At 68.4% G+C, this 16,408-nt stretch carries 15 protein-coding genes; all 15 read left to right on the top strand.

Translation table 11 applies throughout. The features are described from left to right. Positions 1–894 carry a hypothetical protein gene (locus RIT73_RS14955; RefSeq protein WP_309132890.1) on the top strand — a complete coding sequence of 298 codons (894 nt, stop codon included), beginning with the start codon at positions 1–3 and terminating at the stop codon, positions 892–894. Further along, positions 878–2,686, top strand: a complete 1,809-nt coding sequence (gene murJ, locus RIT73_RS14950; protein ID WP_309132889.1) for a lipid II flippase MurJ — start codon at positions 878–880, stop codon at positions 2,684–2,686. Before RIT73_RS14955 ends, murJ begins: the two co-directional genes overlap by 17 nt. Continuing rightward, a complete protein-coding gene (locus RIT73_RS14945) occupies positions 2,683–3,963 on the top strand; it encodes a glycosyltransferase family 4 protein (protein WP_309132888.1) in 1,281 nt (426 codons plus the stop codon). The genes murJ and RIT73_RS14945 overlap by 4 nt, the downstream gene beginning before the upstream one ends. Before the next feature lie 33 nt (positions 3,964–3,996). Further along, the gene (locus tag RIT73_RS14940) at positions 3,997–5,145 is read left to right on the top strand and encodes a glycosyltransferase (protein WP_309132887.1); all 1,149 of its coding nucleotides are present in this window, start codon (positions 3,997–3,999) and stop codon (positions 5,143–5,145) included. Continuing rightward, positions 5,142–6,821, top strand: coding sequence for a CTP synthase (locus tag RIT73_RS14935; RefSeq protein ID WP_375295018.1), 1,680 nt, complete (start codon positions 5,142–5,144; stop codon positions 6,819–6,821). The genes RIT73_RS14940 and RIT73_RS14935 overlap by 4 nt, the downstream gene beginning before the upstream one ends. A gap of 10 nt (positions 6,822–6,831) precedes the next feature. Beyond that, entirely contained in the window at positions 6,832–7,494 is a 663-nt protein-coding gene (locus RIT73_RS14930; protein WP_309132885.1) for an NUDIX hydrolase, read from the top strand. Between the two features lie 10 nt (positions 7,495–7,504). Further along, positions 7,505–8,521, top strand: coding sequence for a tyrosine recombinase (locus RIT73_RS14925; RefSeq protein WP_309132884.1), 1,017 nt, complete (start codon positions 7,505–7,507; stop codon positions 8,519–8,521). 46 nt (positions 8,522–8,567) lie between these two features. Next, positions 8,568–9,425 (top strand): AAA family ATPase, encoded by an 858-nt coding sequence (locus RIT73_RS14920; protein WP_309132904.1) that lies wholly within the window; start codon positions 8,568–8,570, stop codon positions 9,423–9,425. 68 nt (positions 9,426–9,493) lie between these two features. Next, a complete protein-coding gene (locus RIT73_RS14915; RefSeq protein ID WP_309132883.1) occupies positions 9,494–10,375 on the top strand; it encodes a ScpA family protein in 882 nt (293 codons plus the stop codon). Then, complete coding sequence (gene scpB / locus RIT73_RS14910) at positions 10,372–11,001, top strand: SMC-Scp complex subunit ScpB (RefSeq protein ID WP_309132882.1); 630 nt, start codon at positions 10,372–10,374, stop codon at positions 10,999–11,001. Before RIT73_RS14915 ends, scpB begins: the two co-directional genes overlap by 4 nt. A 17-nt stretch (positions 11,002–11,018) precedes the next feature. Continuing rightward, positions 11,019–11,879 carry a pseudouridine synthase gene (locus tag RIT73_RS14905; protein ID WP_309132881.1) on the top strand — a complete coding sequence of 287 codons (861 nt, stop codon included), beginning with the start codon at positions 11,019–11,021 and terminating at the stop codon, positions 11,877–11,879. After that, positions 11,876–12,964: a prephenate dehydrogenase gene (locus tag RIT73_RS14900; RefSeq protein ID WP_309132880.1), complete on the top strand. Its 1,089-nt coding sequence runs from the start codon at positions 11,876–11,878 to the stop codon at positions 12,962–12,964. The genes RIT73_RS14905 and RIT73_RS14900 overlap by 4 nt, the downstream gene beginning before the upstream one ends. After that, positions 12,961–13,620 carry a (d)CMP kinase gene (cmk, locus tag RIT73_RS14895; RefSeq protein ID WP_309132879.1) on the top strand — a complete coding sequence of 220 codons (660 nt, stop codon included), beginning with the start codon at positions 12,961–12,963 and terminating at the stop codon, positions 13,618–13,620. Before RIT73_RS14900 ends, cmk begins: the two co-directional genes overlap by 4 nt. Beyond that, on the top strand, positions 13,617–15,140 hold the full coding sequence (gene der / locus RIT73_RS14890; protein ID WP_309132878.1) for a ribosome biogenesis GTPase Der: 1,524 nt from the start codon (positions 13,617–13,619) through the stop codon (positions 15,138–15,140). Before cmk ends, der begins: the two co-directional genes overlap by 4 nt. Then, complete coding sequence (locus RIT73_RS14885) at positions 15,137–16,342, top strand: AI-2E family transporter (RefSeq protein WP_309132877.1); 1,206 nt, start codon at positions 15,137–15,139, stop codon at positions 16,340–16,342. The genes der and RIT73_RS14885 overlap by 4 nt, the downstream gene beginning before the upstream one ends. Positions 16,343–16,408: the final 66 nt, after the last annotated feature.

Here is a 16,408-nt window from a genome sequence, read left to right as displayed (position 1 = left end):
ATGATCCGTTCACTGGTCAGCGCGGGCGTCGCGGGTCTGGCGTCCTTCGCCGTGACCCGAGCCGTCATGCGCTCGCAGCTGCGCCGTCACGACAAGGTGCTGAGGACCAACCACGCGGGCGCAGAGGTCTCCCTCATCGAGGGTCCGGCCCTGGCCGCGGGACTGCTAGCCGGAAGCGTCCTCATCGAGGACCCCAGGCAGCGGGCCGCGACACTGCTCGCGACCTCCGTCTCCGGTGTCCTCGGGGGAGTCGACGACTTCTGCGAGGCCGGCAGCTCGAAGGGACTGCGCGGTCACCTCGGCGCTCTGGCCCGCGGTGAGATCACCACCGGGGCGATCAAGGTCACCGGGATCCCCATTGCGGCCATCGCCTCGGCGGCGATCCTCGGATCGGAGACGAACGCCTCGGCGAGGAGGCTGTCCTTCGGTGCGAGCTCTTCGGCGGGGTCCAACTCGGCGGCGCGGAATGCGCTCGGCACGGCCGTCGACGTCGTCGTCGCCGGGGGAGTCATCGCCGGGACTGCGAACCTATTCAACCTCCTCGACCTGCGGCCCGGGCGCGCGCTCAAGGCCGGATTCCTCGCCGTGGCCTGCATGGAGCACCATCACGGGGTGACGTGGGTGCCCGCCGCCGCGGTCGCCGGCGCCGGAGCCGGCGCCTGGGACGACGACCTCAAGGGCGCGGCGATGCTCGGGGACACCGGGGCCAATGCCCTCGGTGCGGCGCTGGGCACGATGCTGGCCGCGCACAGCAGTCCTGGGCAGCGGGCGGGGATGCTCGCCGTCCTCGTGGCTCTGACCCTGCTCAGTGAGAAGGTGTCGTTCACGAGCGTCATCGAAGCCACTCCTGGACTCCGGCAACTCGACGCATTCGGGCGTGACACGTGTGAATAGGCTGGTTCGAGTCTTCGCCTCCGCGGCGCTGCTCGTCTCGCTGATCACGCTCGTCACCCGGCTCGTCGGGTTCCTCCGGTGGCTCGTGTTCTCGCCCACCGTCGGCGCCGGCACGGTGGGCACCGCCTACCAGTCGGCGAACCAGGCTCCCAACATCCTCTTCGAGGTCGTCGCCGGCGGTGCATTGGCCGGGGCCGTCATCCCTCTGCTCGCCATTCCCCTGGCGCGGGCGGACAGGGAATCGGCGTCGAGGATCGCCTCGGCGCTGCTGACCTGGGCGGTGAGCCTGACGCTGCCGTTGAGCGTGCTGCTCGTCGTCTTCGCCGATCCCATCGCGACCCTCCTCCTCGGCTCGCACACCGGCGCGCACATCCAGACCGGCGCCCACGCGCAGACGACGGCGTTCCTCGTGATGTTCGCCCCCCAGCTCGTCCTCTACGGCATCGGCGCCGTGCTCACCGGGGTTCTGCAGGCGCATCGGAAGTTCCTCTGGCCGGCCTTCGCGCCCCTGCTCTCAAGCGCCGTCGTCATCGGCTGCTACATCACCTACCGGATGGTCGGCGGCACGGACTCCACGTGGGAGTCGACGATCGGCTGGCTCGGCTGGGGCACCACCGCGGGAGTCGCGGCGCTGGCCCTGCCCCTGGCCCTGCCGACCCGCTCGACCGGACTGCGGCTGCGTCCCACCTGGTCCTTCCCACCCGGAGTCGCCCACCGGGCGCTGCGCCTGGCCGGGGCAGGAATGGTCGCCCTGCTCGCCCAGCAGGCTGCGGTGCTCGCGACGATGAGACTGTCGAACCAGTCCGGGGGCACCGGCACGTTCGTCCTCTTCAGCTACATCAACGCCGTCTACCTCCTGCCCTATGCGGTGCTGGCTGTGCCCGTCGCCACGGTGATGTTCCCGGCCCTGTCGCATCAGGTCGCGCGCAGCCAGGATCCCGAGTCCTCACCGAGCAAGCGCCAAGAGGCCGCCGAGGCGCTGCGACACACCACCGCCACCACCTCGGCGTTCATCCTCACCATCGGTCTGCTCGGAACGGTGATCCTGATGAGCGCGGCGGGGCCCCTGCAGACGTTCTTCACCGCCATCGACGCCGCGAGCGGACGCTCGAGCGTGCCGTTCGATGCGATGACCGAGGCGATCACGGTGATGGCCCTCGCCGTTCCCGGCTGGTCCTTCGTCGCCTGGGGCACCCGCATCTTCTATGCGATGGAGCGCTCCCGCCACTCCTCGATCGCCACCACCCTGGGGTGGATCCTCGTCATTGTGGGAATGGTCGCCGCGATCATCCTCACGAATGCGAACAATGACCCGGGACTCACTCTCGTGGCGATCTGCAGCGGCTACGTCCTCGGCATGAGCGTCGCGGCGCTGTCCCTGCTCATCTCCGTGCGCCGCAGCCTCGGCCACGGGGCATTGAGGCATGTGCTGCGCCGCAGCGCGCTGTCCCTGCTCGCCGCGACCCTCGCCGCCGTCGCCGGGATGCTGACCTCGCGCGGTCTGTCCGCGGCGCTGGGCACCGCGGCACTGCCGTCGGTGCTGACCGGGGTGCTGTCTGCGCTGCTGGCCTGCCTCGTCTTCGGCGTCATCCTGCTCCTCGACCGCCGCTACATCGCCGAGGTGCGCGAGATCCTCATCGGCCGCCGAGGTGAGAGCGAGGAGACCTCCGTCGCCGCGGGTGTCAGAAAGTCACAGGAGCAGAACTCGGTCGGGAACGGCCCGGTCGGGAACGGCTCGCACGGGAACGGCTCGCACGGGAACGGCTCGCACGGGAATGAGGAGGAACGATGAGGATCGTCTATGTGATCGGCACGTCCACCGGCGGAGTCGGCACGCACGTGCGGGCCCTGGCCCGGGACGTGGCCGCCGCCGGGCACGAGGTCGGCGTCATCGGGCCGCGTGCCACCGACGAGCACTTCGGCTTCTCCCACCTGCCTGGGGTCCGCTTCGCCGCCCTCGAGATGGGCACGGGCATCGGCCCCCGTGACGCCGCGCTCGTCATCAGGCTGCGCGCCCTGCTCGACTCCTTCGGCGCCGACATCGTCCACGCCCACGGGTTCCGCGCCGGACTCGTCACCTTCCTGGCCACCCGGTCGCTGCCCGACCGTCCCCTGTTCATCGTCAGCCTCCACAACCAGGCCGGGGGACAGGGGCTGCGCGGCCGGGTCGAGTCCGGGATCGAGATCCTGCTCGCCAAGGGCGCGGACCTCACGCTCGGAGCGAGCGCCGACCTGGTCGAGCGGGCACGCTCACTCGGCGCCTCAGGCGCCCGGTTCGCGCCTGCCGCCGCGCCCCAGGTCCGTCGAATCCCGCCCGAGGCGGCGAGACGGACCCGCGAGGAATTGGCCGTCGAGTACGACTTCGACCCGGATGCCGTCATCGTGCTCTCGGTCGGTCGGGTCGCCCCGCAGAAGAACTACCCGATGCTCGTCAGGGCCCTCGGAAGACTCACCGCGCGCCACGGCCTTACTCCCGTCGATGAGGCCGCAGGAGCTGAGGTCAACGCTGCGGGCACTGCGGGCACTGCGGGCACTGCACGCGCTCACCTCACCACGAGCGCTGACGACACTGACGGCACCGCGGGCGCTCGACACGAGCGGCCGGAACTCGTGTTCCTCGTCGCCGGCGCCGCCGACGATGCCGTGCTCGAAGAGGTCCGCGCGCAGCACCGGGACCTGGGAACCACCTCGGCGGTGCCAGAACTGCACTTCCTCGGACCCCGCGACGACGTCGCCGAACTCCTCGCCGCGGCGGATGTCTACGTGCTCACCAGCGTCTGGGAGGCACGCGCCCTGGTCCTGCAGGAAGCGCTCATCGCCGGCAAGGCGATCGTCGCGACCCGCGGCGGCGGCACCGAGGAGCTCATCGGAGACGCCGGGGTGCTCATCGACTCCGACGACGACCTCGCGCTGGCCACCGTCGTCACGAAACTGGCCGCCGATCCCGCCCTGCGGACCGAACTCGGCTCCCGGGCCGCCGCTGCCGGAGCCCGCCTTCCCGATGAGACGGAAGTCGCCGAAGTTCTCCTGGGCGTGTACTCCGAACTCAAGTCCGCCCAGGTAGGCTGAGCGGAGCGTTGATCGAATGAAAAGGATGAGGAAATGAGCGAACCCGGCGAGATCCAGCCACTGAGTGCAGACACACGGATTCTGCATGTGCTCGCCGAGACCACCGGCCCCGTCGTCGAAGTCGCCAAGCTGGCCGTGCTCGGCCACCTTCGCGCCGGCTACAAGGTGGCTGTCGCAGCCCACCGGTCCCTGCTCGGCACCTTCGGGGTCCCGCCGGAGCTGGCGGAGAACTTCCGCGAGATCCCGCTGACCGCGCGCCGCCGACTGTCGGCGGCCGATCCCAGCACCGCCTTCCGACTGCACAAGTACTACCAGCACGTCGACCTCGTCCACGCCCATGGCCTCCACGCCGCGACCCTGGCCGGGCTGGCCTTCACCGGACTGCCGGCCCGGCACCAGCCGCGGCTGGTCGCCACCGTCGAGTCCTTCGACTCCAACAACGCCATCGAACGCACCGGGGCCGAGATCGTCACCCGCACCGCCACCGCGGTGCTCGGCACCACGGAACCCGTCGTCGACTACTTCGGCGACACGGTGCCGGTCGTGGAGCGGGCCGAACTGGTCCACCCCGACATCGACATCGACCTCACCGTACGGACCCCGCGCGCCGAGGTGCGCGAGAGCCTCGGCATCGAGGTCGGCACCTGGATGGTCGCCAGCCCCATCGCCCTGCGCGATCACACCGCCCTGGCCACGGTCCTCGACGCCGCCTCCCAGATCAACACCCGCCGCCCCGACCGCAAGGTCGTGACCGTGCTGACCGGCACCGGCCGGGACCGCCGAACCATCGCCCGGGCATTCGCCGACCGCGACGTCATCGTCGCCCCGGCCGACGACCTCGTCGACGTGATTGCGGCCGCCGACGTCATCATCGCCGGCGAGCAGATGACCGGACTCAGCCACGAGGACCTCATGCAGCTCTCGCGCCCGGCCGTGTTCATCGGCAGCGCCCGCCGGGCAGGCATCTGGGGGAGTGCGGCCAACGCCGTCGCCCCCGACAGCACCGACGAGCTGCTGCGTGAGATCAATCATCTTCTCGACAACCCCTCCGGACGCGGGTCGCGGGCGGTCGCCGCGAAGAAGCGGGTCATCGACGTCGCCAACGGCGCCGCGATCTCCTCGACGCTGCTCGATCTCTACGCAGAAGTCGCCGAGACCGGAACCGGGCGGAGCGAACTTTGATAGAATCAAACCCCGTGGTGAATCGAACCGGCCCAGGCGGCACAAATACGGCAAAGCACATCTTCGTCACCGGAGGCGTGGCCTCCTCGTTGGGCAAGGGACTGACGGCCTCGAGCCTCGGCCATCTGCTCACGGAGCGCGGACTCAAAGTGGCCATGCAGAAGCTGGATCCCTACCTCAATGTGGATCCGGGAACCATGAACCCCTTCCAGCACGGCGAGGTCTTCGTCACCGAAGACGGAGCCGAGACCGACCTCGACATCGGTCACTACGAACGCTTCCTCGACATCGACCTCGACGGTGCGGCCAACGTCACCACCGGCCAGGTGTACTCCTCGGTCATCGCCAAGGAGCGCCGCGGCGCCTACCTCGGCGACACCGTGCAGGTCATCCCGCACATCACCGATGAGATCAAGTCGCGCATGCGTGCCCAGGCCGAACGCCCTGTCGCCGATCGCCCCGACGTGATCATCACCGAGATCGGCGGCACCGTCGGCGACATCGAGTCCCAGCCGTTCCTCGAAGCTGCTCGCCAGGTCCGGCACGACGTCGGTCGCGAGAACGTGTTCTTCATCCACGTCTCCCTGGTGCCCTACCTCGGACCCTCGGGCGAGCTGAAGACCAAGCCGACTCAGCACTCCGTGGCCGCCCTGCGGTCCATCGGCATCCAGCCCGACGCCATCGTCCTGCGCTCGGACCGTGAGCTGCCCGATTCGATCCGGACGAAGATCGCGTCCTCCTGCGACGTCGACGCCGAGGCGGTCGTGTCCTGCGTCGACGCCCGCAGCATCTACGACATCCCCAAGGTCCTCCACGACGGCGGCCTCGACGTCTACGTCATCCGCCGGCTCAATCTGCCCTTCCGCGACGTCGACTGGGACAAGTGGGACTGGGTGCTCGAACGCGTCCACAACCCGGCTCACGAGGTCAACATCGGCATCGTCGGCAAATACATCGACCTGCCCGACGCCTACCTGTCGGTGACCGAGGCCCTGCGCCACGGCGGATTCGCCAACGACGCCCGGGTGAAGATCCACTGGATCCAGTCCGACAAGTGCGAGACCGAGGAGGGCGCCGCCGAGGCACTGTCCGGCCTCGACGCGATCTGCGTCCCCGGCGGCTTCGGCATCCGCGGCATCGAGGGCAAGCTCGGAGCGCTCGAATACACCCGCACGAAGGGCATCCCGACGCTGGGCCTGTGCTTGGGCCTGCAGTGCATGGTCATCGAGTACGCCCGGAACGTCGCCGGTATCGACGAAGCCTCCTCGTCCGAGTTCGACCCGGAGACCCCCGTGGCCGTCATCGCCACGATGGCCGAGCAGCTGTCCATCCTCGAGGGCGAGGGCGACCTGGGCGGAACCATGCGCTTGGGCACCTATGAGGCGCACCTCCTCGAGGACAGTGTGACGGCGAAGGCCTACGGGTCGACCGTCATCAGCGAACGCCACCGCCACCGCTATGAGGTCAACAACTCCTACCGCGACCAGCTGGGCGAGGCAGGGCTCGTGTTCTCGGGAACCTCCCCCAACGGTGAGCTCGTCGAATTCGTCGAGCTGCCGGAGTCGGTCCACCCGTACTACGTCTCGACCCAGGCGCACCCTGAGCTGAAGTCGCGTCCGACCCGCCCGCACCCGCTGTTCGCCGGCCTGGTGGCGGCGGCCCTCAAGCTCAAGTGAGCCTGTTCGCATGAGCGACCCGGTGTCTGAGCAGAGGCGGACGAGCGAACTGCGCGACGAGGCCTACGTCCCCGAGATCACCGCATCCGAGGTCGTCTACCGCGGGGCCGTGTGGGACATCCGGCGCGAGACCTTCGACCTGCCCGAGGCGAAGGGTCTCGTCCGCGACATGATGGACCACACGGGCGCCGTGGCGGTGGCCTGCGTCGATGAGCAGGATCGGATCCTGCTGGTCAAGCAGTACCGCCATCCCGTCCGGGCCCGGCTGTGGGAGGTCCCCGCCGGACTGCTCGACGTGGACGGGGAGGATCCCCTCGCCGCCGCGCAGCGGGAGCTCGCCGAGGAGGCCGACCTGCGGGCCGGACGCTGGGAGCTCCTCAGCGACTCCTGCCTGACCCCCGGGGGAAGCAGCGAATCGATCCGTCTCTACCTGGCCCGGGACCTCCACCCCGTCGCCGAGGCGGATCTGCACGAGCGCAGCGACGAGGAAGCCGGCTTCGAATTCCGGTGGACGACGATCGACGAGGCTCTGGCCGCGATCGCCGCCGGTGACATGGCGAACGCGGTCGCCCAGCTGGCCGTGCTCCAGGTCGCCAATGTCCTGCGCTGTGAGGCCGAGGGCAAGCCCGCCCCCACGCGCGACGCCGAGGCGCCTCGGCTGCTGATCGACTGAGGGCAGCCCCATGGCCCGGCACGGCGCCGAACTCCTCCCCGAACTGCCGCCTTCCCTGGTGCGCGCCTTCGAGTCGTACCTGAACTCCCTGCGCTTCGAGCGCGGGCTGTCACTGAACTCCATCGACGCCTACGCCCGCGACCTCGGACGCTACGGTCACTGGCTGCACGAGCGGGGGACCGGCGAGATCGGCGACGTCGATCGCAGCGACATCGAAGCCTACGCCCTCGACCTCACCGACTCTTCTCTGGCTCCGCGCACCCGGGCGCGGGCTCTCGTCGCGGTCCGCCGCTTCCACTCCTTCGCCTCCGCCGAGGGACTGAGCACCATCGACCCCGCCTCCGAGGTCAGCCCACCCCAGGAGGGGCTGCGGCTGCCGAAGGCGCTCTCGCTGACCGACATCGAAGCGATGCTCGCCACCACGGCGGGCGAGGAGCCCACCCAGATCCGCGCCGCGGCCCTGCTCGAACTCCTCTACGCCACGGGTGCCCGCATCTCCGAGGCGGTGGGCGTCGACCTCGACGACCTCGACCTCGACGCGTCCCTCGTGCGCCTCTACGGCAAGGGCGGCAAGGAGAGGATCGTGCCCCTGGGATCCCACGCCAGGACCGCGCTGGGCGCCTGGGTGTCGCGGGTGCGCCCGACCATGGCGGCGAAGGCGAAATCGCCCGGACGCGGACCCGCGTCAGCACGCACGACGACAGCACGCACGACGACAGCACGGGCGGCAACCGGACGTGACCACGCAGGGGCGCTGTTCCTCAACGCGCGCGGGACCCGGCTGTCGCGGCAGAGCGCGTGGCAGATCGTCAAGGACGCGAGCGATCGCGCGGGTCTGACCGTCGAAGTCTCCCCGCACACGTTCCGGCATTCCTTCGCCACCCACCTGCTCGAGGGAGGCGCTGACATCCGCGTCGTGCAGGAGCTGCTCGGGCACGCCTCGGTGACGACGACCCAGATATACACGAAGGTCTCGGAGGAGACACTGCGCGAGGTGTACGCGACCTCGCACCCCCGAGCGCGGTAGTGTTGGAGACAGCGAGTAACGAAAGGTGGCCGGCCGAGTGACCAATATGCAACAGGCGTTCGATCTTCCAGCATCCACCGAGCCCGAACGGCTCGACTTCCCGGAGCCAGAAGCTCTGGACACCCATGGGCCTGCCCGCATCATTGCGATGGTCAACCAGAAGGGCGGGGTCGGGAAGACGACGTCGTCGATCAACCTCGGCGCGGCCCTGGCGGCCTACGGTCGCAAAATGCTGCTTGTCGACTTCGATCCGCAGGGCGCCTTGTCGGTCGGGCTGGGAGTCAACCCCTATGAACTCGAGATCAGCGTCTACAACCTCCTGATGAACCCGCGGCTGGATCCCCACGAGGTCATCGTGGAGACCGACTTCGAGAACATCGACATCCTGCCGGCCAACATCGACCTGTCCGCCGCCGAGGTCCAGCTCGTGGGCGAAGTCGCCCGTGAGCAGGTGCTGTCGCGGGCGCTGGCGAAGGTGGCCGACGAATACGACGTCGTCCTCATCGACTGCCAGCCGTCGCTGGGCCTGCTGACGGTCAACGCGCTGACCGCGGCCCATGGCGTCATCATCCCGCTCGAGACCGAGTTCTTCGCCCTGCGCGGTGTCGCGCTGCTCGTGGAGACGATCGAGAAGGTCCAGGACCGGCTCAACCCCTCGCTGGAGATCGACGGCATCCTCGCCACGATGTTCGACTCGCGCACGCTGCACTCGAAAGAGGTGATGACCCGCGTCACCGAGGCCTTCGGGGACCGGGTCTTCGACACCGTCATCAACCGCACCGTGAAGTTCCCGGACGCCTCCGTGGCGGCCGAGCCGATCACCAGCTTCGCCCCCAAGCACGCCGGGTCAGAGGCCTACCGCCGACTCGCCCGGGAGCTCATCGCCCGTGGAGGCGCCCCCTGAGCGAGACGGTTGCTCTCGGCAGTGAGACCGCCGGGCTCGAGGTCTCCGGACCCGCCTCGGCGGACGAGGTGCCACCCGCCACTGCCTCCGAGGCGCCACGGGGATTCCAGGTGGAGCTGGAGAACTTCTCCGGCCCCTTCGATCTGCTGCTCGGGCTGATCTCGAAGCGTCGCCTCGACGTCACTGAGATCGCCCTCGCCGAGGTGACCGATGAGTTCATCGCGTACACCACCGCGCTCAAGGACAAGGCGGATCTCGCGGAGATCTCCCAGTTCCTGCTCGTCGCGGCCACCCTGCTCGACCTCAAGACCTCTCGTCTCCTGCCGCATGAGGAGGGCGAGGAGGAGGTCGACCTCGAACTCCTCGAGGCCCGTGACCTGCTGTTCGCCCGGCTGCTCCAATACCGGGCGTACAAGTCCGTGAGCCGCTACTTCGCCGAGGCGCTGTCTGCGACCCAGGTCCGCATCCCGCGCAGCGTCTCGCTGGAGCCCGAGTTCGTCGATGTACTCCCGCCCCTCGACATCCGGGTCACCGCCGGCGAACTCGCCGGCCTCTACGCCACCGTCCTCCAGCGCGACCACACCCCGCCGGCCGTCGCCGTCGACCACATCCACCTGCCGCTCGTCAGCGTCTCCGAGCAGCGCGGACACATCCTCGGGCTGCTGCGCTCCGGCGACGTCGAGTTCCAGCACCTCGTCGACACCGCGGAGAACCCTCTCGTCGTGGTCGCGCGGTTCCTCGCCCTCCTCGAACTGTTCAAGGTCGGGCTGTGTGACTTCACGCAGGACGAACCTCTGGGACGCCTCATCATCTCCCGCACCGAGAACTCCGAGGACGGCGTCGACCTGCGCACCGAGGGAGCCTGGAGCGCCGAGGAGGAGGCTCCCGCACATGAGGAGGCTCCCGCCGGGCGGTCGGCCGACCCATCGCTCTCGGAGGAGGCTCCATGATCGACGGAAGCACCATGATCGACGATGAGATCCTCGCAGGCATCGAGGCGGTCCTCATGGTCAGTGATTCCGCGGTCTCGACTGCCGACCTCGCCTCCGCGCTGGGCATCGATGAGGACACGGTCACCTCGGCGATCGCCGCACTCAAAGCCGACTACGACGGCGACGAGAACCGCCGTCAGCGCGGATTCGAGATCCGCAGGGTCGCGGGCGGCTTCCGCATCTTCTCCCGCGGGGACTACCGCGACATCGTCAGCGACTTCCTCACCACCGGCCAGAGCGCGAAGCTGTCGCAGGCCGCGCTCGAGACCCTCGCCGTCATCGCCTACCGGCAGCCCATCTCGCGCCCCCGCATCGCCGCCATCCGCGGAGTCAGCGTCGACGGCGTGATCCGGACCCTGCTGCTGCGCGGACTCATCGTCGAAGCAGGGAAGGAGGCGACCACCTCGGCGCTGCTCTACGCCACGACGCATCAGTTCCTCGATGTGCTCGGCCTTGACAGCCTCGACGACCTCCCGGACATCGCGCCGTACCTGCCGGAGGACTCCGGCGTCGACGAATTCGGTGCCGAGACGGCCGAAGTTCTCGCCCAGGACGAGTCCGAGATGTCACGAGACGACGATTGATTTGAGACAATGGGGCTATGAGTCCCTACCGTGATCCCAGAGCGCCCGGCGGGCGCCAGAATCGTCCGAATCGAAAACAGCGTGCGAACACCGGATCGAAGGCCACCCAGCGGCATGCCTCCGCACCAGGAGAGGCATCGGACGCCCATGTCAGCGGGGGAATGCGACTGCAGAAGGTCCTCGCCGAGGCGGGACTCGGCTCACGTCGTGCCTGCGAGCACCTCATCCTCGACGGACGCGTCGAGGTCGACGGTAAGCTCGTCACCGAGCTGGGGACGCGGATCGACCCCGAAAAGCAGTCCGTCTACGTCGACACTTTGAGAATTTCGACACAGAAGACCAAGGTGTACCTGGCGTTCAACAAGCCCGCCGGAGTCGTGTCGACGATGAAGGATCCCGACGGCCGCAAGTGCCTGACGGACTACCTCGGCGACCGCACGGAGCGGCTGTTCCACGTCGGTCGTCTCGACACCGACACCGAGGGTCTGATCCTGCTCACCAACGACGGGGAGCTCGCCAACCGTCTGGCCCACCCGCGTTACGAGATCCCGAAGACGTACCTGGCGCAGGTCAAGGGGCAGCTGGCCAGGGACGTCAGCGCACGTCTCAAGGCCGGCATCGAACTCGACGACGGGTTCGTCAAAGTCGATGACTTCAAGCTTGTCGACTCGACCCCGGGCCGCTCCGTCGTTGAGCTCACCCTGCACTCGGGTCGCAACCGGGTCGTGCGTCGACTGCTCAAGGAGATCGGCCACCCGGTCGAGCGCCTCGTCCGCCTCCAGTTCGGTCCGATCGCCCTGGCTGAGCAGAGGCAGGGCAAGATGCGTTCGCTGCGCCCCGACGAGGTCGGAGAACTCTTCGAGGCCGTCGGCTTGTGAGAGTCCACATCATCGGCACCGGGCTCCTGGGCGCGAGCCTGGGTCAGGCGCTGAGCGCACAGAACTACCGGGTCAGCCTCGAGGACACGTCCCCGACTGCGCAGCAGCTGGCCGCGGACCTCGGCGCGGGGGAGCTGAGCAGACCGGGCGACCCGGACATCGTCGTCGTCGCGACCCCGCCCGACGTCGCCGCGCAGGTCATCGCCACAGCACTGCGGAAGTACCCGAACGCCACCGTCACCGACGTCGCGAGCATCAAGACCCGACTGCTCGAGTCGGTGCGCGCCATGGTCACCCGCGACGAACTCGACCGCTACATCGGCTGCCATCCGATGGCCGGGCGGGAGAAGTCGGGGGCCATCGCCGCCCGCCCGGACCTGTTCACGGCCCGGCCATGGGTGATCTGCTCGGACGAGGACACGCCGGCCGACCGCCTCGGCGAGGTCGTCGCGATGGCCGAGGCCACCGGTGCCTCGGTGACCCACCTCGATCCGCGCATCCACGATGCGGCGGTCGCGAAGGTGTCCCATGTTCCGCAGGTGATCGCGTCCCTGGTCGCCTCGCAGCTGCGGCACGCCCCGCTCGAGGAGGTCGCTCTGGCCGGTCAGGGCCTGCGCGACGTCACCCGGATCGCGGCCTCGGATCCGCGGCTGTGGACGCAGATCCTCGCGGGCAACGCCGAGGAGGTCCGGGGCGTGCTCACCGAGCTGCGGAGCGAACTCGACGAGGTCATCACCGCGCTTGATCTGGGCCCCGGGTCCACGGGAGTGCTCGCCCGCGCGATCGCCCTGGGCAATGAGGGCTACGACCGGATCCCGGGCAAGCACGGGCAGGCCCCGACGAAGTACGCCGTCGTCACCGTCCTGATCCCCGACACCCCCGGAACCTTGGCCCGACTGTTCAAGGACATCGGCGACCTCGGCATCAACGTCGAGGACTTCCGGATGGACCATGCGCCCGGGCGCAGGCTCGGCATCGTCGACGTCTCGGTCGTGCCGGCCGCCCAACAGGAACTGGAAATCGGATTGTCGTCGAAGGGATGGCAGATCCCGGAGTCCGCCATCGAGAAAGAAGGAAATGCATGAGCGTCGTAGCAATTGACGGGCCCAGCGGAGTCGGCAAGTCCAGCACGGCCAAGGAAGTGGCCCGCCGGCTGGGCTACCGCTATCTCGACACGGGAGCCATGTACCGGGCGATGGCCTGGCTGTGCCTCAACCGTGGGGTCACCGATCCCGTCGACGTGCTCGAGCAGGTGCGCGGAGTCGACCTCGAGATCTCGACCGATCCGTCCGACTTCTCCATCTCCGTCGACGGCATCGACGTGACCGAGGAGATCCGCGAACCCGAGGTCTCGGCGAACGTGCAGACGGTCTCCGCCGTCGTCGACGCCCGTTCCGAGCTCATCGAGATGCAACGCGACATCATCAAGGCCGCTCCCGACGGCATCGTCGTCGAGGGGCGGGACATCACCACCGTGGTCGCGCCGGATGCGCCGGTGCGGATCCTCATGACCGCCCGCGATGAGGTCCGGGTGGCCCGCCGCGCCAAGGAGCTGCACGGCAGTGCCGACGCCGAGGCGCTCGCCGCCACTGCATCCAATGTCACCGGCCGTGACGCCAAGGACGCACAGACGACCCAGTTCCTCGAGGCTGCGGACGGTGTGCACACTCTCGATACCAGCGACATCGACTTCGACCGAGTGGTCGAGACGGTGCTGAGTCTGGTGAAGGACACACAATGACAGAACCCGAATTCAGCGATTTCAGCGAGACCCCCGACGAGAGCCTCGTCGAGCGTCTGCAGAGCATCAGCGAGGAAGAGGCGGAGCAGCGGGCAGCCGCTCTCGAAGCCGGCCTCGAGAGCTATGACCTCGAGGACGAGGACCGGGCGCTGCTGTCCGGCCTCGGATTCGAGGACGACGACGAGGAGATCCGCGGTGCCGATCCGGTGCTGGCGGTCGTCGGGCGGCCCAATGTCGGCAAATCGACGCTGGTCAACCGCATCCTCGGCCGCCGTGAAGCGGTCGTCGAGGACGTTCCCGGCGTCACCCGCGACCGGGTCAGCTACCGCGCGGAGTGGAACACGAAGACGTTCACCCTCGTCGACACCGGAGGCTGGGACTCCGATTCGAAGGGCATGGCCTCGCGGATCGCGATCCAGTCCGAGGTCGCCGTCGACATGGCCGACGCCGTGGTGCTCGTCGTCGACGCCACCACCGGACCGACCGCCACCGACGAGATGATCGTGCGGATGCTGCGGCGCAAGAAGAAGCCGGTGATCCTCGCCGCGAACAAGGTCGACGACGAGCGCGGTGAGCTCATGGCCGCCGAGCTGTGGGGCTTGGGGATGGGGCAGCCCTGGGCGGTTTCGGCCCTGCACGGTCGTGGAGTCGCCGACCTCCTCGACGAGGCGCTGACGGTCCTGCCCGAGGTCTCCGCGGTCGAGACCCGCATCGAGGAGGGGGGTCCGCGCCGGGTCGCACTCGTCGGGCGGCCGAATGTCGGCAAGTCCTCCCTGCTCAATCAGCTGATCGGCACTGAGCGCGTGCTCGTCGACAACGTCGCCGGGACCACTCGCGACCCCGTCGACGAGCTCATCGAGCTCGGTGGAAAGCAGTGGCGGTTCGTGGACACGGCCGGCATCCGCCGCCGCGCCCACCAGGCCAGCGGCGCCGACTTCTACGCGGCCCTGCGGACGCAGACCGCTCTGGAACGAGCCGAGGTGGCTCTCGTCCTGTTCGAGGCTCAGGATCCGCTGAGCGAGCAGGACGTCCGCATCGTCACGACTGCCGCCGAGGCGGGTCGTGCTGTGGTGCTGGCGTTCAACAAGTGGGATCTCCTCGACGAGGAGCGCCGCTACTACCTGGAGCGCGAGATCGAGAAGGAGCTCGCGCACGTCGCTTGGGCGCCGCGCGTGAACATCTCGGCCAAGACCGGTCGGCATGCGGAGAAGCTCGTGCCTGCGATGGAGACCGCGCTGGCCGGCTGGGACACGCGCATCCCGACGGGACGGCTCAATGCGTTCCTCGGTGAGCTCGTCGCGGCCAACCCGCACCCGGTGCGCGGAGGTAAGCAGCCGCGGATCCTGTTCGGCACCCAGGTGCAGTCGCGTCCGCCCAAGTTCGTGCTCTTCACCTCCGGGTTCCTCGAGCCGGGGTACCGCCGGTTCATCACTCGGCGCCTGCGCGAGACCTTCGGGTTCCAGGGAACCCCCATCGAGGTGTCGATGCGCATCAGGGAGAAGCGGAAGCGCACCAGATGAGCCACGAGGGCCAGGCCGGCGGGCAGACGGCGAATCAGTCGCTGCCGTCGGCGCGAGTGCTGATGGTGGTGCTCACGATGGCTGGTCTGGCCTTCGCACTGACGTTCTTCAAGGGACTTCAGGGCATCATCGCGCCGGTGTTCCTGGCGCTGAACTTCTACATCGTCGTCTACCCGCTGCAACGGCAGCTGGTCAGGCTGAAGGTTCCGCGGTTCATCGGCGCCTGCGTCTCGGTGCTGCTGGTGCTGTGCCTGCTGTTCGGCTTCTTCGGGCTCACCGCCTGGTCGATCACCGAGCTCGTGATCACGATCCCGAACTACGGCGATGAGCTCAACGCCATGTACCGCAGCAGCCTCGCGTTCCTCTCCGATCTGGGCCTGACCTCAACCGTTCTCGAGGAGCAGTTCCGGCAGTTCAACATCCGGTCTCTCATCGAGGCGGCCTATCCGGTGCTGACGAACGTGTCGCTGATCGCCGGGCTGCTGACGACGGTGGTGATGGCGGTGTTCTTCATCGCTATGGACTCCCTGCGCGCCGATGACCGCTTCCGGATGCTGTTCGACGCCAAGCCCGAGCTGACCACGTCTCTGCTCGAATTCGCCTCCGGGGTCAGACGCTACTGGGTGGTTGCGACGATCTTCGGGCTGATCGTCGCAGTCCTCGACGTCGTCGCCCTGGCGATCATCGGTGTTCCCCTCATCTGGGTCTGGGGCGTGTTGGCGTTCCTGACCAACTACATCCCGAACATCGGGTTCTTCATCGGTCTGGTTCCACCGGCCCTGCTGGCGCTCGTCGACGGCGGGTGGCAGTCCGCTCTCTGGGTCGTCGTCGCCTACTCGGTGCTCAACTTCGTCATTCAGGCGATCATCCAACCGAAGTTCACCGGCGAATCCGTCGGCGTCACCCCGCTGGTCTCCTTCCTGTCGCTGCTGTTCTGGGTGTGGGTGCTCGGCTGGCTGGGGGCGCTGCTGGCACTGCCGGCGACATTGCTGCTCAAAGCTCTCCTCGTCGACGTCGACCCGCATGCGCGATGGATGAACATCCTGTTGGCCTCGGATCCGAGGACCTCGAAGGCCGAGTTCCCGAGTCCGGCGGGGATGAAGGACGAGCCGCTGACGCCCGATGAGCCCGAGGGAGCTGATGGCGACGATCCGGGTTCGAAGGACGGCGGCACGGGTGCGGATCGTAGGGCTTTTCAGTGAGGCTCGGGAACTCGCATGAGTTCACCGGGCAAACCCTCGCCACTCAAGCACAGACTCGATAGCATG

Origin of the sequence: Brevibacterium sp. (assembly GCF_031179145.1) — a bacterium.
Lineage (GTDB): Bacteria > Actinomycetota > Actinomycetes > Actinomycetales > Brevibacteriaceae > Brevibacterium.
The sequence above is the reverse complement of the archived record's forward strand: the minus strand, read 5'-3'. Positions and strand labels throughout refer to the sequence as shown.